Raw genomic sequence first — 18421 nt, 5'->3', positions numbered from 1 at the left:
TCGCGAAGGGATACCCGATAGCCGTCCGCAACGTCACCGGTTCACGGGAAAGTGGTCGGAATTTGGGCCGAACGGCCTAGCCGCAAGCGCTCACAGCTCCGCGAAGAAGTCGAACCCGCCGAGTCCGACGCCGATCTGGATGCCGCCGGAGTCCTCGGACGGGGTCGTCGACGAGGTAGGCGTGGTCGAGCTGGAGGGCGGGTTCGTCGACGAGGGCGGCGGGGTCGTCGTGCTCGACGACGACGGCGGGGTGGTCGTCGGGTTGCTGCTGCTCGGGGGCGTGCCCTTGTCCGTCGTCGGCCGCGTGGTCGTCGGGGAGGCCGAGGTGCTCGGCGCCTGCGTCTGCGTCTCGGTGGTCTGCGTCACGGGGGCCTGGGTGTCCTGCACCGGGACCGCGCGCTGCTGGGTGGCCTCCTGCTGGGCCGCCTGCTCCTCCGGAGTGGAGGTGGAGGTGGTGGTGCTGGTGGTCGCCGAGGTGGTGCCGGGCTTCTGGCCCGGCATGGCGACGCCGCCGAGGTTGCCGGTGCCGCTGGAGTTGCGCGCCGCGGGGCGGGTGTCGAACCGCACGTCGGCCAGCGGGCGCTCGTCGGGGGAGCTCAGCCACTGCGAGGCGCCGAAGGCGACCGAACCGGCGAGGACGACACCGCCGCTGGCGATGGCGACGAGCTTGCTGAGCGACATGCCGCCGCGCTCCTCGTCGGCCGGGCGGCCTTCGCGGCGCAGCAGTTCGGCGACGTGCAGCTCGCGGCCGGACAGCGAGGCGCGGGCGGGCCCGGACAGCGCGGCGGGGGGAGGGGTCACCGCCTGGAAGCGGATCGTCTCCTCGTCGTCGTCCCTGTACACCGGGATCGGCTGTGTCTCGGCTTCACGCCGGGCGAGCAGCTCCGCTACCGAAAGCTGAGCGGTCGAGCCATCTCGCCGACGACGATTGTCCTCGTTCGACACTGCGGTCTCACACCTTCCCGGAAACTGCACTGTGTTCACCAGCCGGGAACATGGATACCGAATCGTGACCCCACTTGTAACCCCTTTGGGGGATTTTCTCGGGTTAAACCTTATTTAAGGCAACTGTGAGTGAGATTTTAGGGGGTACTCGCTACGCGGTGTCAGCTTCGCTGGGCCGAGAGCAGTTCGGTGCCGATGATCTTCGGCGCCGACATGTCACCGAACCAGAAGAGCTGTTCGACCCGCAACCAGCGCCCGTCGAGCTCCTGCATCGACACGTCGGCCAGGACGCTGCCGTCGGGCCGCTGGGTGGTGCTGTCGATCGTGATGGCCTTGATCGTGCTCCACGACCGCACGAAGCCCAGCGCGTCGGAGCCCACCAGGTCGGTGCTCAGCAGCCGCGCGGCCGCGGCGGGTTGGGCGGGCAGCAGGCCGTAGAACTCGCGGACGACCTCGATCCTGGGCTGGGGGCCGATCGACGCCGACGGCGGTGCCACGACGCCGTCGACGGGCGGGGCGGGGGCGTCGGTGCTCGGGTCCGCCGCGATCGGCGCGTTCGGGGTGTTCGGCGCCGCGGTGGCGCTCGCCCCGTCGGCCGGGGTGGCCGCGGGCTCGTCGCCCAGCTTGGCGCTGAGCAGGTCCGGCCGCAGGGCCGTCGAGCCGCTCAGTTCGATCGCGGCCGCCGTGCGCAGGGCTTCGGTGGACTCGGGGCGGTGGCCCGCCAGGATGGACGCCGCCGCGACCGAGGCGAACAGGACGAGACCGCCCGCCACCAGCCCCGCGGCCTTGGCCGCCCGGTTGGAACGCCGGGGGTCGGTCTCCTCGAGGCCGAGCACGTCCTCCACGAGACCCTCGGTGTCGACCTCCTCGTGGGAAGGGATGCGGACGGGGCTCGGCTGGTTCCTGATCAGCTCTGCCACGGTGATCGAACCGGCCCGGTTGTGCCGTCTGCCGGTCGTCGTAGGGCGCTGCACTGGCAACTCCTCCGTACCTTCTGCGTCGCCAGAACTCGTACCGTGATTGACCTGATCAAGGCCAGTTCGACGCGCGCATTCACCTGTTCGTGGCGTTCAGTGGTAGACCCGTGTCGCTCTAACGGAGTAGTGGTTACAGACCGGCGTCCCCCTGTGCGTTCGCGAATGACCGTTAGCCGATTCCAGTGAGCCGTTCGGCGTTGATCAGGGGGTCACCACTCAAGGTGAAGGTCAGCTCCCGCCGCTCGGTGCTGGCGGTGCCGTCCTTCTTGGTGATCTGCAGCGTGCTGACCGTGACGCCCCTGGTCGGGTCGACGCTGATCTCCTTCACCCGCACCAGGGAGACGTCCGCGAACCGCTGCTCCAGCACCGCCTCGATGGTCGGCCGGGCGTCCTCGGTCGTCATGGCCAGCGCCGTCGCGGCGTTGGCCGAGACCTCCTCGTAGAACTTCTCGGTCCGGCTCGCGATCGCGTCGGCGTCCACCAGCGGCCCCTCCTGGTTCGGCACCGTGGTGACCATCGGCGACGCGCTGTCCTGGACGCCGTCCGACGCGCTGTCCGGCGCGTTCTCCGGTGCGGAGGTGCCCGCGGGTGTCGTCGCGGTGGTCGCGCCCGCGCCGCCGGACGTGCCGTCGGGCGGGATGCCGGGGTTGCTGCTCCGCGGCGCGGCCCAGGACGTCCCGCTCGCCCGCGCGGTGTCCTGGGGCCGTGTGTCGGCGCTCCGGGCTTCGGTGGGGGCCTTGGACGGCGTCCTGGTGCCGAAGTCGGTCACGATGGGGACGTTGGCGGGGTTCTCGGGCATGCCGATGCGCTCGAACGGGCCGCTGCCGCCGACCAGTTTGGCCGCCGCGATGGCGAGGCCGACGAGGACGGCCGCGGAGGAGGCCACGGCGAACCAGGCGGCGCGCTTCCAGGTCCGGGGCGGGGTGACCGACGCGGGCACCAGGCCGATGTTGAACTTGCGCAGGCCGGGCGCGTCGGTGTCGACGAGGGGATCGGGGGCCGGCCTGCCGCGCTGCGCGGGCACCTGGCCGGGTCCGATGGCCGGACGCGCGTGCGCCGGGGGTTGGTGGTCCGGGCGCTCGTGGTCCGGATCTGCGGCCGCGGGCGACCACCCACCGGTCCGCTCGTGCAGCCGGTGCTTGCCCGACTCCGCTGGTCCCGCCCCGTTTTCCATGCTGTCCAGACCCCTCCCGCCCCCTGGCCGGACGCGGTCCCCCCGGCCGTCGGGCCGGTCTCACCTCGGAGAACGCGCCGGCTCGCCGTTCGGCCCTGGGGCCGTGGCGCACCGCTGATCCGGTGCGGGGCAGGGGTCGCGCCGTTGGGGCGACCGGACCACGGGGGAACGGCCTGGCCAACGGGACGACCACGGACACCCGCACCTGGCCGAGCGTAGGTGCAAGGAGGGGTGGTAGCTGTGCGGAATCACCCGGTCACGGCGGGTGAACACGGAAGTGTGAACTTGCTGGACTTCCGCCCTGTTCTGGTCAGCCGCCGCTGTCCAGGCGCTTGCGGCTGCTCTGCAACGCGCTGGTGGCGGCCAGGCCGCTGCCGCCCGCGATGAGCGCGCCGATGATGTCGGAGGCCGTGCTGTCGCCCGTGGTGATCAGCAGGCCGATCAGCGCGGCGACGGTCGTGACGCCCGCGACGGTCCAGCGCCCCCGGACGTACTGCGCGATCGGCGCGCCCGCGGCCCGCTTGTTCTTAGCGGCTGAGCCGAGCATGGCGAGATAGCCGTCGTGCGCCAGCGCGGCTAGCACCCCGACGATGGCGATGATGCCTGCGATGAGGCCGATGACAGTTCCCATGTCCCCAGTGTGCCCGCCGATATCCGCTGGACCATCGGTGATCCCCCTGATATCCGGTAACGGGTGGAGATCTTCTGGCACGACGCCTGCCTGGAGCACGACGCGGGCACTGGCCTGTGGGAGTTGCCGGGCGACTGGGACTGGCTCGACGTCCCCGAGGCGCACCCCGAGACCGCGGCCAGGCTGCGGACGTTCCGGCACGCCCTGCGGCACGGCCCGGTCGCGCCGCACCTGACGTGGCGCACCGGCAGGCTCGCCACCGACGAGGAGTTGGCGCGCGTGCACACCGCCGACTACCTGGCCTCGCTGCGCGCGGCCTGCGCGGGCCCGGACCGGGTCGCGCTGGAGGTGAACACGGTCGTCGGCCCCGGCACGTGTGACTCCGTGCTGGCCGCCGCGGGCACGTCGCTGGCCGCGCTGGAGGCCGTCCGATCCGGCCGCACGCCGATCGCGTACGCGCTGGTGCGCCCACCAGGCCACCACGCCCAGCCCGCGATGGCCGACGGGTACTGCCTGGTGAACAACGCCGCCCTGGTCGCCGAGACCGCGCGGCGGGCCGGGGCGAGGGTCGCCGTCCTCGACTGGGACGTGCACCACGGCAACGACACCCAGGAGGTGTTCGCCGCGCGGTCCGACGTGCTCACGGTGTCCCTGCACATGCGGCACGGCGCGTGGGGCGCCAACCACCCGCAGACCGGCGCCCCCGACGAACTGGGCGCGGGCGGCCGCAACATCAACGTCGAGCTGTCGCTCGGCGCGGGCGACGAGGCGTACCTGCGGGCTCTGGACGAGATCGCGGTCCCGGCGCTGCGCGAGTTCGCACCCGACCTGCTGGTGTGCGCGTCGGGGTTCGACGGGTCCGCGTTCGACCCGAACGGCAGGCACAACCTGACCGCCGCCGGGTACCGCGCGATCGGTCGGCGGGTCGCGGACCTCGGACTGCCGCTGGTGCTCACCCAGGAGGGCGGTTACCTGCGCGGGTACGCCGCGCTGTGCCTGCACGCGCTCGTGGAGGGCCTGCTGCGGCTGCCGGAGCCGCTGCTGCGCGACCCGCTGGCCTACGTGCCGGACGACTCCCGCCCCACCACCGCGGACCTCGCCCTCGTCCGCGCCGCCCTGGCCCCGCACTGGCGGTTCGCCCGCGATTAGTTCCATGGCTAATGAGGCCCGCGCCGCAGCTCACAATTCCGCGCCGGGCGGCGAACCCGCCGCCCGGCACACCGGAAGAACGTCGAAGACCTGTGCCCGGAACCACCTATCCGGCATGCCACCCGTCCCGACCAGGATCGACTGCCGGTGCCCGCCCGTACCGTGGAATTCGGGGGGCCCGCACGACCGGGGGACCCCTGGTCACCGACGCGACAAGGCCGCCGATACGGACCGCGACAACGACCTGCATCGCGCCTCGATGCTCGACGCCGGCACCCCGTGACAGGCAGGAGCGGCCGCTCGAACCGGGCCGAACCCGGTGATCAGCGCCCCAGCGCCCCGCGACCCAGCCTCAGCAGGATCATAGCGAGGTCCTTGCCGTCCGGACCGAGTTCCTTGTAGCGGGTCAGCACGTCGATCTCGCGGTTGTGCACGATCCGGGTTCCACCGGCGGCCATCCGCGCGGCACCGATGGTCTTGGACACCTCGGCGCGCCGTTTGACGAGCCGCAGCAGTTCCTTGTCCAGGTGGTCGATCTCCTGGCGCAGCGCGTCGATGTCCGGTGCGACGACGGGGGTTTCGGTGGTGCTCATGGCGGCCTCTCGACTCTCTTCTGCTGAGTCCTGGCCCCGGAAGCGACGAAGTCCCGGGTCCGAGGACTCCGGGGCTCTGTGGGTGCTTTGCGCTAAGCGACCACGGGAGCCGGAGTCCGGTTCCCGTAGAAAAACTCGAAGTGGGTCGAGCGCATGTCAGCACTGTGCCACAGGCCCGTCCCCTTCGGCTACCCGTAGTTCGAGGAGTGGGACGCACCCGCCCGGACCAGGCGCTTCGCGGTTCGTGCCGGTTGAACGGCCCGTTCACGAACGGGGACGATCGCGTTCCGCCGCGACCGCTTCGGAGCCCGCGCTCGCGGGTCTCGACGCCGTTCCGGTGGCGGGTGCGGGAGTGGGCGTCGACAAGATCGAGGACCCGGCACCTCCACGTCGAATCCCGTCACGGTGCTGTGCACGCACGGGTGCCTTTCGCGGTCGACCCTCCTGATCACTCCGGTTTGGTCACGATCCGTCATCACCCGTGGCGTGGGTGAAACGTCTTTGGCCTGCTCATCGATCTAGTCTCCCAAGGGGTGCAACGACACAGAGGGTGGCGACATGCGTGGTTTGACGGTGAGCAGGCGCACGGTGTTCGGGATGGCCGTGGTGACGGCAGCAGTGGGGGTGGCGGGTAGTGCCGCCGGTGTCGCGAGCGCGCAGACCGCGCAGCAGCCCGCGGACCTGCCGGGGGTCGACCTCGATCCCGGCAAGGGCGTGGTCAAGGCGAACGACGACTGGTGGTACGTCCACGGCGGCACCTTCGAGTTCGCGGTGACGCTGGGCGCCAGGTCGCAGGGCCGGAAGCGCACGGTGCGGCTGGCCGTGCCGAAGGGCCTGAACATCGTGTCGATCAACGGCGACAAGTGGAAGGTCGAGAAGGTCGACGACACCGACGTCGAGGCGACCCACCCGGAGCTGGAGAACCCCGGCCTGAAGCTGCCGAAGCTCGTCATCGCGGCCAGGTCGAAGAACTTCGGCGCGAGCACGCTCGACGCGTCGGTGCGCGAGAAGTCCGTGAACTACAAGCGCAAGGGCGTCAAGCTTATGGTGGACACGAGCACCTGAGTTTTCCCACTTTGGTGGAATGAGTTCACCCGCCAGGGGGATGGCCCTCGTGCGATCGTTTGGAGATCGACAGAAATCGGGCGAGGGTGATCCCCATGTGGAAGAACAGGGTGGTCGCCGGACTGGTCGGGGTGGGCGCCGTACTGGCTCTCGCGGTCGGTTCGGCCACGGTCGCGAACGGCTCGACGCCGGCCGCGGACACGCCGGGGCGGGTCGACGTGCCCGCTGAGGACGGTCCGGCCGCCGTGGCGCTGGCCCACGGCGAGGGCGTCGTGCTCGCGAACGACGGCTGGTGGTACGTCCACGGGGGCCCGTTCGAGTTCTCCGTGACGGCCACCGCGGCCCGCACCGGCCAGGTCGAGCAGGCCGCGCTGTTCATCGTCTGGCCGGGTGAATTCTCCCTCGTGGAGACGGCGGGCGACCGCTGGACCTGCGGTGCCGTCGCGAACGGGGTCGAGTGCACCAACCCCGCTCCCGTCGCGCCGGGCGAGTCGTGGCCCGCGCTGACGCTCGGCGTGAACGCCACGGGCGCGGTGCAGGACTCGATCGACGTGTACCTGAGCGGAGCGGGCGGTTCGGACGCCCACGCGAGCACGCCGATCATGTTCGACACGAGCAGCTGAAACCGGTTCCGCTCACCGCTCAGGCGGTGAGCGGAACCGCATGTCGTACCGGACGGGTAACGTGGCCCCACGATGAGCGCCTTGTTCGACTTGCCCGCGAGTCCCCCGTCCACTCGGCCGTCCAGGTTGCTCGACGACCTGAACCCCGCCCAGCGGCGGGCGGTGGAGCACGCCGGATCGCCGCTGTTGGTGGTGGCGGGCGCCGGCTCCGGTAAAACGAGGGTCCTGGCCCGACGCATCGCCCACCTGCTCGCCGAACGCCAGGTGCACCCCGGCGAGATCATGGCGATCACCTTCACCAACAAGGCCGCGGCCGAGATGAAGGAGCGCGTCTCCGACCTCGTCGGCCCGCGCGCCCGGTCGATGTGGGTGTCGACGTTCCACTCCATGTGCGTGCGGGTCCTGCGCCGCGAGGCCAAGACGCTCGGCATGTCGTCGAACTTCTCGATCTACGACTCGGACGACTCCCGCCGCCTGATCACGCTGGTCGCGCGCGACCTCGACCTCGACCCGAAGCGCTACCCGGCGCGGACGCTGTCGATCCACATCTCGAACCTCAAGAACGAGCTGGTCGACGCGGAGACCGCCGCGGCGCGGGCGACGAACGACCTGGAACGCCGGGTGGCCGAGGTGTACTCGTCCTACCAGCGGCGACTCGGCGAGTCGAACTCCATGGACTTCGACGACCTGATCATGAAGACCGTCGAGCTGCTGCAGAACTTCCCGGCCGTGGCCGAGCACTACCGGCGGCGCTTCCGGCACGTGCTGGTCGACGAGTACCAGGACACGAACCACGCGCAGTACACGCTGGTGCGCGAGTTCGTGGGCACCGGCGCCGACGGCATCCCGCCCGGCGAGCTGTGCGTCGTGGGCGACGCGGACCAGTCCATCTACGCGTTCCGCGGCGCGACGATCCGCAACATCGTGGAGTTCGAGCGGGACTACCCGCAGGCCACCACGATCATGCTGGAGCAGAACTACCGCTCCACCCAGAACATCCTGACCGCCGCGAACGCGGTCATCTCGCGCAACCCGGACCGCCGTGAGAAGCGGCTGTGGAGCGACCTCGGCGAGGGCGAGAAGATCGTCGGCTACGTCGCCGACAACGAGCACGACGAGGCCGCGTTCGTCGCGGGTGAGATCGACAAGCTCGTCGACGGCGGCGACGCGACCAACGGCGAGATCGCGGTCTTCTACCGCACGAACAACCAGTCGCGCGTGTTCGAGGAGATCTTCATCCGCCTCGGCCTGCCCTACCGGGTCGTCGGCGGTGTGCGGTTCTACGAGCGCCGCGAGGTGCGCGACGCGCTGGCGTACCTGCGCGCGCTGGCGAACCCGGACGACACGGTGTCCATGCGGCGCATCATGAACGTGCCCAAGCGGGGCATCGGCGACCGGGCCGAGGTGTGCGTCTCCAACCACGCCGAGAAGTACCGGATGAGCTTCCACGCCGCCCTTCGCGACGCCGTGGCGGGCAAGGTCGCGTTCCTCAACCCGCGGTCGCAGCGGTCCATCGGCGGGTTCATCGACCTGATGGACGAGCTGGGCAAGCTGGTCGAGCGCGGCGACGACGTGGCGGACATCCTCGAGGCCGTGCTGGAGAAGACGGCCTACCGGGCCGAGCTGGAGGCCAGCGAGGACCCGCAGGACCACACGCGCGTCGAGAACCTCAACGAGCTGGTGACGGTCGCCCGCGAGTTCGGCGACCTGTCCGCCTTGGCCCCGGTGTCCTCCGACGCCGAGGCCGTGGAGGTCGTCGAGGTGCCGGAGGAGGACGAGGGCCTGCCGACCGAGAGTTCGCTGGCCGCGTTCCTGGAGCGCGTCTCGCTCGTCGCGGACGCCGACTCCATCCCCGACGCCGACTCCGACGGCATGGTCACCCTGATGACCCTGCACACCGCCAAGGGCCTCGAGTACCCGGTCGTGTTCAGCACTGGCTGGGAGGACGGCATCTTCCCGCACATGCGGGCACTGGGCGACCCCCAGGAGCTGGCCGAGGAACGCCGCCTGGCGTACGTCGGCATCACCCGCGCCCAGCAGCGCCTCTACCTGTCCCGCGCCCTCGTCCGCTCCGCGTGGGGCCAGCCGTCCGCCAACCCGGCGTCCCGCTTCCTCGACGAGATCCCCACCGACCTCATGGACTGGCGCCGCGTCGAACCGGAACGCTCCGGCCCCGCCGCCGCCACCACCTGGGGCCGCAGGGGCGGCGGCGACTCCGCCCAGGCGGGCCTGGCCGCCCGCGGCATGCGCACGTCCCAGTTCAAGGGCTGGAACGAGGCACCGGCGATCACCCTCGACGTCGGCGACCGCGTCACCCACGACAAATACGGCCTCGGCAGGGTCATCGCGGTCGACGGCTCCGGCCCCAGGGCCACCGCCACCATCGACTTCGGCGGCGCGGGCACCATCCGCCTCATGCTCATCGGCGGCGTCCCCATCACCAAGCTCTGACCCGAACCCCACGTCCGCCGCCGCAGCGCCCTCCAGGGCCCTGCGGCGGCGGTGTTTCGGGGGTGCGCCCCGGGTCCTGCGCGCACCATCGGCTTCTACGGCGCTCACCCGGCTGCCCCGGCCTTCTCGGTGGGGCACAGCGCCTACCCGCTCACCTGGGGCACAGCACCGTTCGCTTGCGCGGCACAGGACCGTTTACCTGCCTAGGTGCAACGTCGTCCGCTCTCCTGGGCGCAGCACCGTTTCGCCAGCCCGTTCGCCCACCCAGGCGCAACAGCGTCCGCGCACCTCTGGGCGCAGCACATTCGCCTGTCTTGGCACGGCACCTGTCCGCCCACCTGCGCGCAGCGGCTGTTCATCCATCGGGCACAACGCCCAGTCGCCACGAACTCACCGCCGACCACCTCACCAACCACCCCCGCACCAACCGAAAACCCACCCCACCGGAAATGTCGTACCCCCGCCGTACCGTGGATGTCGGGGGGCCTTCACGACCGGGGGACCCGTATTCCACCGCGCCCCCGACACCCGGCCCCTCCACAAACAGCCCCGAAGCAGCCCACCGCTGCCCCCGTTGCACGAGCCCCCAAGAACCGTCGAACCACGTCCCCTGCCCGCCCGTGTTCCGGGTGGACGCGGCAGTGCCGACCGACTCTCCACACCGGATTCGGAACGAATGCAACCTGTGCCCGCGCTGTGCGTCTTAATGGTTGTCGGAAGCGATCTGGTCCCCGCGTTCGGGACGCAGGGCCAGGGGGAGTCGCCGAAGGCGATAGGGGAACGGGAGTGCCGCGCGGGGGCGGTGTTCTTGGACAGGGGAAGGTGTTCCACCGGGGGCCGGCCGGGTCGCGCAAGCGGCCCGGCCTTTCATTTCCGCAGCTCAAGCGGCATGCCATCAAAAATTGTCGGTGCCATCCTGTTACATCACCCCCAACGCGGACACGGGCCACTCGGGCCCGGAAGTGGGGGTGCTCGGTGTGGACGAGGTCTTGGCTCGATTGCTCCACGAGCGGGTGGTCGGTTACCTCGACGCTGTCGACCGCATGGCGGCGTTGGAGGAGTCGCGGACGACCGCGTTCGAAGCCCGGAGACTGGCCGCCGCCTGGCGAGCGGTCCTGCGCCTCCACGACATCGGCGCGCGCGGCGGTTGCCCGGCCTGCGCCCGAGGGCGTCGGATGTGCTCGGTCTGGCGGGTGGCGTGCGCCTACTTCGTCCACCGGCTCCCGTGGGAGCGCCGCAGGTTCAGGTGGTGACGCGAATCCGCCGTGCGCGGAGGCCGTCGGGCCTGCGGACGCGCACGGCGGATCGGGGCGTGTTCTAGAGGGTGACGCCGCGCTCGTTCAGCCACGGCAGCGGGTTGATCTTCATCCCGCTCGGGTTCCACACCTCGAAGTGCAGGTGGGGGCCGGTGGAGAAGCCGCGGTTGCCGACTCGGGCGATCTGCTCGCCCGCGGCGACCTGCTGGCCCTTCTGCACCGAGAAGGTGTCCATGTGGCCGTAGACGGTCACGGTGCCGTCGGAGTGCTCGACCTTGACCCAGAGCCCGAAACCGCTGGCGGGGCCCGCTTCGATCACGACGCCGTCGGCGGCCGCGTAGATCGGGTCGCCGATCGGGCCCGCGATGTCGATGCCGTAGTGCATCTCGCCCCAACGGCCGCCGTAGCCGGAGGTGAACACGCCGGGTGCGGGGCGGACGACCTTGGGTCGCTTCGCCTCGGCCTCGGCGGCCTCGCGCTCCTCGGTGATCCGTTGGCTCTTGGCGAGCTTGCCGGCTTCCGCGGAGGGGTCGACGAGCTTCGCGACCGAGAGGACCTGCGGTGCGGCGGGGCCGGAGTTGCCGCCCACGCCGAACGCGGCGGCACCTTCGGAGGCGCTCGCCAGCGGCGTGACCTCGTCGGCTTCGGTCGAAGAACCAGCGCCGACGGCTTGCAGCGTCTGACCTGCGCCAGCGGCGGCGAACGCGCCGACCGCGACTGCGGCGATCACGATTCGTCCGCGCAGGGCGGACGGTGGTGGCGGCAGGCGGTGAGCGCTCACCGGTCGGATCGAGGCACGGGGGACCGCCTCGTCGAGCACAGTGCTACCTGCTTGGCCGCCGGGGGAGCGGTGATGGGACAAAGCCGGGCCTTCCGTGTTCCGGGGAGTCCGGTCGGACACCGGGCGGGGGATCCCGGAAGAGCCGGTCGGGGTTCCGACTCTGCGTCCTTGCGTGTGACCAGACCGTGACAACGGACTCCGGGAACATAACGGGGTTGACACCTAGGGGCAATCCCCGAACTCGATGTCTACCGAATAGCGGTTCGCAGGAGGGCTATGGACGTGCGCTGTGACGCTCCGTCATACCGGGACCGGAAACCCCCTCACGTCCAGGCGTGACGTGGTGCGACGTGCTGTCATCCGATCGAGTGATCGCCGTGACGACCGCATGCAAAGTGCGCGTATCGACCGGAAGGGACAAGTGGCCCGAATCACGTATTTCGTGCTCTTCGACGAGCAACCCTGGATGTGACAGCCGCGCGTTGCGCTGCGGCACGATGACCTGGTCGATCGCGCTCCACACCACCACGAACCGCGTCCGGCACGGCCTACCGACCTCGGCCAACTCGACCAGCAGATCGGATCCCGGCCGCAGTTGGCGGGTCAGCGGTGTCGGCAGGAGGTACGCCGTCAGCGTGCCGCCATGCGGCGTGCCAAGCGTCACCAACGTGCGCACCCGCGCGTCCCCGTGTAGGCGCTGCACGTAATAACGCGCGATCAACCCGCCCAACGAATGCCCGACCACGTGCACCCGGTCCGCCCCGGTCTGCTCGCAGATCCGCTCGATGTGCTCCCCGAGCAACGCGGCCGAACGTCGAACATCGCCGGTCAACGCGGTCAGCACGCTGTAGTTCACCGCGTGCACAACCCCGAACCCGCGCCTCCGCAGCGCCCCCGACAGCACTGCGAAAGCGGACCGGTTGTCCCCGATTCCATGAACAAGCACGATCGGAGTACCCGCCGCGTCCATCGCCGAAACCACCAGCCCCCGCTGCCGGGGCGGCAGAAGATCAGTCCGGTAATGCCGAAACTGCTCTTTGGGCCTCAACTGCTGCGCCACCGCACCCCACGGGTACAACACCGCATGCGCCGCCAACCAGGCCGCCTCCACCGCGACCCCACGCACCCCACCTGCGGTAACCACAGTCCGCAACACATCAACGGCCTGCCCCGAAACATCCTTCGCCACCCGCACTCCGGAGTCCGCACGCCGCAACAGCACGTCCGTCAGCCGCCGCAACCCGCCATTCCCCATACGGGTGAAGGTAAGTCATTCGACCAACAACAAACGAGAGGCAACTTCGCGTATTCCCGAATGAACACACCCACCCAACCACCACCCACCTCGACACCCCTGGCTGCTTGGGTCACCGTCGTCGGTGCGGGGTGCGGGGTGCGGGGTGCGGGGTGCGGGGTGCGGGGTGCGGGGTGCGGGGTGCGGGGTGCGGGGTGCGGGGTGCGGGGTGCGGGGTGCGGGGTGCGGGGTGCGGGGTGCGGGGTGCGGGGTGCGGGGTGCGGGCCCTCGGCCCGGCAAAGCAGCACGTTTCAGCCTGCCATCCAAGCCCGGAGCCGCTTCTTGGTTCGGCGCGAAGCCCGGATGCCTGGTCAGGCGCGGAGCGTCGGATGCTTAGTCAGGCGAAGCCTGATGCCTCGTCCGGCGCGGCGCGGATGTTTGTTCGGCGCGGAGCGTCGGATGCTTGGTTGGACGGAGTCCGATGTCTTATCTGGCGCGGAGCCCCGGATGCCCTGTCCGACGCAGCTCGGATGCCCGACCGACGCGAAGCGAGGTGCCCTATCCGGCGCGGAGCGTCGGATGCTTGGTCAGGCGGAGCCTGATGTCTGGTCCGTCGCGGAGTGTCGGATGCCGTGTCCGAGGCGAAGCCCGGATGCCCTGTCCGGCGCAGCTCGGATGCCCGACCGACGCGAAGCGAGGTGCCCTGTCCGTCGCGGAGCGTCGGATGCCTGGTCAGGCGAAGCCTGATGCTGGCGTAGCCAGACCTACCCCTGCCCCCGATCCGAAGCCCGCTCTGGGGTTGACGTGGCTTGTCAAGATGGATTTATCGTCTTGACAAGATGCGTCAAGCCTAGAGACACTCGGCGACCGGGGTGCAGGCATGTTCCCTAAACCCAACCCGACACAAAGCGACACACCCTCCCAAACCCCCACCAGCCCATTCACCCCAACCCCCACCCCAACCCACCACCACCAAACCCCCAACCGAGGGACTTGTTAGCGTTGAGCCGGTGACGCGAACCGCCCGTGACTCCGCCGTGGCCCCCGCCGAACCGGCGTCCTCGGCCCCCGTCCGGCTCCGAGCGGCCTTCGGCCTGGCCGCCGCTGGCGCCCTCCTCGCCGCCACCGCCCCCATCGTGGGCGTAGTGGCAGGCAACACCGCCCCCGCGTACACCTCCTGGCCTCTACTCCTGGTCCTGGCACTGCTACCCGCAGCCCTCGCAGCCGCATGCCTGGCCCGCAACCAACCAGCCGTAGCCGCCAGCGTCCTAGCCGTGACGGCGATCTTCACCCCAGGCCGACTCCTCATCGACCTGCAGATCCTCGCCGACACCACCTACACCACCCGCCCGGAACTGTTCCGCCCCGCGAACCTCACCCCGCTCACCCCCGGCACCGGCCTCTGGCTGCTGGTAGCGGCCCACGTCCTGACCCTCGCAGCAGGCCTGCTAGCCGCCACCGCCACCGCCACCGACGCCGCCACCACCGACCCCGGCGACACCGACCCAACCAGCACCCGCCGCTTCCTGGGCCTGGTCGTCACCGCCGGCGCCATCGCCGCGATCGGCCTGTTCATGGCCCCGATCACCTCCTCCGACCCCCTCGTCCCCACCGGCGGCCCGTTCGACGCCCCGGCGCTGGCCATGATCGGCGGCCTCCTCCTCGCCATCGCCGCCCCGATCGCGGGTGTCCTGGCCGCCAGCAACCCCGTCGCGGAGAACCGCCGCGGCGGCCTGCTGGCCATCGCCGCGGCCCTGGCGGCCATCGCCCTGCCCCCGTTCGCGGCGGGCCTGTTCGCCGACCGGCTGGGCGTGTCCATCGGCTCCGTCCTCCTCCTGCTGGCCGCAGCCGCTCACGCGGTACTCGCACAGGTCCTGGGACGGGAGAGCGCGCCGGACGACACCGAGCCGCACGCCGTCGAACTCCCCGGCCTGCGCCGCCTGCACGTCACCGCGGGCGTGCTGGGTCTGCTCGCGGCCGCGTCGGCACTGGGTGGCGTGCTCGTTCCGCAACTGGTGGTCCCGGACGGCCTCGCGCTGCCCGTCGGCTACGGCGAGCGGCTGCTCTGGCCCGCGTTGATCATCGTCGCCGTGCTGTCCGCGGTCCTGGTCGCGAACGCGGGCGCGGTCCGCCCGGCTTTCACGGTCGCGCTGGCCGCGCTCCCGCTGGCGGCGGGTGCCGCGCTGGACTCGGTGTACGCCGCGACCCAGGTCGGATCGATCAAGCCCGGCAACGGCGTGTGGTTCACGGTCCTGTCCGTCGTCCTGGCCATCGCCGCCGCGATCACCGCGGCACTGGCGGGCGCGCTGGAACGCGAGGACGTCGAGCCCACCAAGGCGCAGGCGCCGCTGCCCGTCGTGGCGTTCGTGCTGATCGGAGGCCTGCTGGCGCTCGGCGGGTTCGCCCTGCCGGTGCTGCGGGGGCCGGACTTCCACGCCGTGGGCCTGCTGGACTTCAAGGTCGGTTCCTGGGGTCTGCTCGCGGGCCTGGTCGCGGTCGTGGCGGCGGCCGGTCTGGCCCTGCGCGCCCGGCCGTCGCAGGCGGGTGGGCTGCTGCTCGGCGCAGCGCTCGTGACGGCGGTCCGCGCGGTCGAGTACCCGCTCACGTCGGCGCGCGTCGCGGGCGCGACGCCGGGGCCCGGCCTGTGGCTGGCGGCGGCCGGCGCGCTGGCTCTGCTCGTCGGTGCCGCGGTGTCGGCTTCCCGACGCTGACCCGCCGGCCTAGTCTGCGGTCGCAGGCGATCCCTGCGCCGAGAACGGGAACAGGAGACACCGATGAGCGGTCGGATCCGCGTGGTCGTTGCCAAACCGGGGCTCGACGGCCACGACCGGGGTGCCAAGGTCGTGGCGCGCGCGCTGCGCGACGCGGGCATGGAGGTCGTCTACACCGGACTCCACCAGACACCCGAACAGGTGGTGCAGACCGCTCTCCAGGAGGACGCCGACGCGGTCGGCCTGTCCGTTCTCTCCGGCGCGCACATGACCCTGTTCGCGCGGGTCATCGAGCTGCTCAAGGAGAAGGGCGCCGAGGACGTCGTGGTGTTCGGCGGCGGGATCGTGCCCGAGGAGGACATGCCCGCGCTCACCGAGATGGGCGTGGCCAAGATCTTCACCCCCGGCGCGACCACGACGGAGATCGTCGACTGGGTCCGCGCGCACGTCGCGCAGCCGGTCTGACGACGTTGTCGTGATCGACCTCACCGCCGTTATGACGGACCTCACCGGGTACGGCGTGCGGACGGTCCTGGCAGGTCGATAATGTCTTGCGCAGCCGCGTCCAGCCGGTCCTCCTACTGCTCCGCCGGCGTTCCAGGTGGTACCTGGTGCGTGTGAGCGCGTGAAGACCGTGCCCTGGGTTCCACCTGGAGCGCCGGACCTTTGAGGACCAACCCCCCAAGGACGCGGTGTCCGACACCGACGTCGCAGGAGACCCGAGTGGACCTGTACGAGTACCAGGCGAAGGATCTCTTCGCCGCCCACAACGTTCCGGTACTTCCGGGCGATGTGGCCAGCACCCCTGCCGAAGCCAAGGCGCTCGCCGAGAAGTACGGCACGACCGTCGTGGTGAAGGCCCAGGTCAAGACGGGCGGCCGCGGCAAGGCCGGTGGCGTGAAGCTCGCCGAGACCCCCGCCGAGGCCGAGGCAAAGGCCGAGGCCATCCTCGGTCTCGACATCAAGGGGCACATCGTCCACCGCGTGCTGGTGACGACCGCCTCGGACATCGCGGAGGAGTACTACTTCTCCTTCCTGCTCGACCGCTCCAACCGCACCTTCCTCGCCATGGCCTCGGTCGAGGGCGGCGTGGAGATCGAAGAGGTCGCGGCCACCAACCCCGACGCGCTGGCCAAGATCGCCATCGACGCCATCAAGGGCGTCGACCTGGCGAAGGCCCAGGAGATCGTCGCGGCCGCGAAGTTCCCGGCCGAGGTCGCCGACCAGGTCGCCGACGTCATCGTGAAGCTCTGGGAGACCTTCGTCTCCGAGGACGCCACGCTGGTCGAGGTCAACCCGCTCGTGCGCGACCCCGAAGGCAAGATCGTTGCCCTCGACGGCAAGGTCACCATCGACGAGAACGCCGCGTTCCGGCACCCGGAGCACGCCGCGCTGGTCGACGAGAAGACCGAGGACCCGCTCGAGGCGAAGGCCAAGGCCAAGGGCCTCAACTACGTGAAGCTCGACGGCCAGGTCGGCATCATCGGCAACGGCGCGGGCCTCGTGATGTCCACTCTGGACGTCGTCGCGTACGCCGGTGAGAAGCACAAGGGCGTCAAGCCCGCGAACTTCCTCGACATCGGCGGCGGCGCGTCCGCCGAGGTCATGTCGAACGGTCTCGACATCATCCTGAACGACCCGGACGTGCGCAGCGTCTTCGTGAACGTCTTCGGCGGCATCACCGCCTGCGACGCGGTCGCGAACGGCATCGTGCAGGCGCTGGAGATCATCGGCGACGCGGCGACCAAGCCGCTCGTCGTCCGCCTCGACGGCAACAACGTGGAGGAAGGCCGGCGGATCCTCGCCGAGCGCAACCACCCGCTCGTCACCGTCGTCGACACCATGGACAACGCGGCCGACAAGGCCGCCGAGCTCGCAGCAGCGGGGGTCTGACCGATGGCCATCTTCATCACCAAGGACAGCAAGGTCATCGTCCAGGGCATGACCGGCGGTGAGGGCACCAAGCACACCAAGCGCATGCTGGCGTCCGGCACGAACATCGTCGGTGGCGTGAACCCGCGCAAGGCTGGCGAGAAGGTCGACTTCGACGGCACCGTGCTCCCGGTCTTCGCGACCGTGGCCGAGGCCATCGAGGCCACCGGCGCCAACGTCACGGTGATCTTCGTCCCGCCGAAGTTCGCCAAGGACGCCGTCATCGAGGCGATCGACTCGGGCATCGGCCTCGCCGTCGTGATCACCGAGGGCATCCCGGTGCACGACACCGCGAAGTTCTGGGCGCACGCCGTCGCGACCGGCAACAAGACCCGCATCATCGGCCCGAACTGCCCCGGCCTCATCAGCCCCGGCCTGTCGAACGCGGGCATCATCCCCGCGAACATCTCCGGCGCGGGCAAGGTCGGCCTGGTGTCCAAGTCGGGCACCCTGACCTACCAGATGATGTACGAGCTGCGCGACTTCGGCTTCTCCACCGCCATCGGCATCGGCGGCGACCCGATCATCGGCACCACGCACATCGACGCCCTGGAGGCCTTCGAGGCCGACCCGGACACCGTCGCCATCGTGATGATCGGCGAGATCGGCGGCGACGCCGAAGAGCGCGCCGCGGCCTTCATCAAGGACAACGTCACCAAGCCCGTCGTGGGCTACGTGGCGGGCTTCACCGCCCCCGAGGGCAAGACCATGGGCCACGCCGGCGCCATCGTCTCCGGCTCCGCGGGCACCGCCCAGGCGAAGAAGGAGGCCCTCGAGGCCGCCGGTGTCAAGGTCGGCAAGACGCCGTCCGAGACCGCCGCCCTGATGCGGGAGATCATGCAGTCGATCGGCTGATCCCGTTCCGACACGCCTGAGGCCGGACCCGCCACCACCGGGGT

Annotated in this window: 15 protein-coding genes and 1 pseudogene; 9 read left to right on the top strand and 7 right to left on the bottom strand. The window is 70.6% G+C overall.

Features of this window, described 5'->3' with window-relative positions; genetic code table 11:
• Nucleotides 1-90: 90 nt before the first annotated feature.
• From RM788_RS21735 to RM788_RS21720, 4 genes are all read right to left on the bottom strand, one after another.
• Entirely contained in the window at nt 91-843 is a 753-nt protein-coding gene (locus RM788_RS21735; RefSeq protein ID WP_315933548.1) for a hypothetical protein, read from the bottom strand.
• A gap of 263 nt (nt 844-1106) precedes the next feature.
• Entirely contained in the window at nt 1107-1919 is an 813-nt protein-coding gene (locus tag RM788_RS21730; protein WP_315933547.1) for a hypothetical protein, read from the bottom strand.
• A gap of 172 nt (nt 1920-2091) precedes the next feature.
• Nucleotides 2092-3096, bottom strand: coding sequence for a hypothetical protein (locus RM788_RS21725; RefSeq protein WP_315933546.1), 1005 nt, complete (start codon nt 3094-3096; stop codon nt 2092-2094).
• 310 nt (nt 3097-3406) lie between these two features.
• Nucleotides 3407-3727: a hypothetical protein gene (locus RM788_RS21720; RefSeq protein ID WP_315933545.1), complete on the bottom strand. Its 321-nt coding sequence runs from the start codon at nt 3725-3727 to the stop codon at nt 3407-3409.
• 63 nt (nt 3728-3790) lie between these two features.
• Between RM788_RS21720 and RM788_RS21715 the strand changes: the two genes are divergently transcribed.
• Nucleotides 3791-4876, top strand: coding sequence for an arginase family protein (locus RM788_RS21715; RefSeq protein ID WP_315933544.1), 1086 nt, complete (start codon nt 3791-3793; stop codon nt 4874-4876).
• A gap of 323 nt (nt 4877-5199) precedes the next feature.
• Here the strand turns inward: RM788_RS21715 and RM788_RS21710 are convergent.
• Nucleotides 5200-5481: pseudogene (locus RM788_RS21710) on the bottom strand (chorismate mutase); the annotation flags it as partial.
• 546 nt (nt 5482-6027) lie between these two features.
• On the opposite strand from RM788_RS21710, the gene RM788_RS21705 reads away from it, so the two are divergent.
• The 4 genes from RM788_RS21705 (at nt 6028) to RM788_RS21690 (ending at nt 10861) form a co-directional block, all read left to right on the top strand.
• Nucleotides 6028-6534, top strand: a complete 507-nt coding sequence (locus RM788_RS21705) for a hypothetical protein (protein WP_315933543.1) — start codon at nt 6028-6030, stop codon at nt 6532-6534.
• A gap of 95 nt (nt 6535-6629) precedes the next feature.
• A complete protein-coding gene (locus RM788_RS21700; RefSeq protein ID WP_315933542.1) occupies nt 6630-7157 on the top strand; it encodes a hypothetical protein in 528 nt (175 codons plus the stop codon).
• A gap of 72 nt (nt 7158-7229) precedes the next feature.
• Nucleotides 7230-9608, top strand: coding sequence for a DNA helicase PcrA (pcrA, locus tag RM788_RS21695; protein WP_315933541.1), 2379 nt, complete (start codon nt 7230-7232; stop codon nt 9606-9608).
• A 908-nt stretch (nt 9609-10516) separates the two neighbouring features.
• Nucleotides 10517-10861, top strand: coding sequence for a hypothetical protein (locus RM788_RS21690; RefSeq protein ID WP_315933540.1), 345 nt, complete (start codon nt 10517-10519; stop codon nt 10859-10861).
• Between the two features lie 64 nt (nt 10862-10925).
• Here the strand turns inward: RM788_RS21690 and RM788_RS21685 are convergent, their stop codons facing one another.
• Nucleotides 10926-11645 carry a M23 family metallopeptidase gene (locus RM788_RS21685; RefSeq protein WP_315933539.1) on the bottom strand — a complete coding sequence of 240 codons (720 nt, stop codon included), beginning with the start codon at nt 11643-11645 and terminating at the stop codon, nt 10926-10928.
• Nucleotides 11646-11919: 274 nt separating this feature from the next.
• Nucleotides 11920-12834 carry an alpha/beta fold hydrolase gene (locus RM788_RS21680; RefSeq protein ID WP_315933538.1) on the bottom strand — a complete coding sequence of 305 codons (915 nt, stop codon included), beginning with the start codon at nt 12832-12834 and terminating at the stop codon, nt 11920-11922.
• A gap of 1055 nt (nt 12835-13889) precedes the next feature.
• On the opposite strand from RM788_RS21680, the gene RM788_RS21675 reads away from it, so the two are divergent.
• The 4 genes from RM788_RS21675 (at nt 13890) to sucD (ending at nt 18377) form a co-directional block, all read left to right on the top strand.
• Complete coding sequence (locus RM788_RS21675) at nt 13890-15590, top strand: hypothetical protein (RefSeq protein ID WP_315933537.1); 1701 nt, start codon at nt 13890-13892, stop codon at nt 15588-15590.
• Nucleotides 15591-15653: 63 nt separating this feature from the next.
• The gene (locus RM788_RS21670) at nt 15654-16055 is read left to right on the top strand and encodes a coenzyme B12-dependent isobutyryl CoA mutase small subunit (RefSeq protein WP_315933536.1); all 402 of its coding nucleotides are present in this window, start codon (nt 15654-15656) and stop codon (nt 16053-16055) included.
• Between the two features lie 258 nt (nt 16056-16313).
• Nucleotides 16314-17483, top strand: coding sequence for an ADP-forming succinate--CoA ligase subunit beta (gene sucC, locus RM788_RS21665; protein ID WP_315933535.1), 1170 nt, complete (start codon nt 16314-16316; stop codon nt 17481-17483).
• 3 nt (nt 17484-17486) lie between these two features.
• Complete coding sequence (sucD, locus tag RM788_RS21660) at nt 17487-18377, top strand: succinate--CoA ligase subunit alpha (RefSeq protein ID WP_315933534.1); 891 nt, start codon at nt 17487-17489, stop codon at nt 18375-18377.
• The last annotated feature ends 44 nt before the right edge of the window (nt 18378-18421 follow it).

The organism is Umezawaea sp. Da 62-37 (genome assembly GCF_032460545.1).
Taxonomy (GTDB): Bacteria; Actinomycetota; Actinomycetes; order Mycobacteriales; family Pseudonocardiaceae; genus Umezawaea.
Note: the sequence above shows the minus strand (reverse complement) of the source record. Positions and strands in the feature narration are given on the sequence as shown.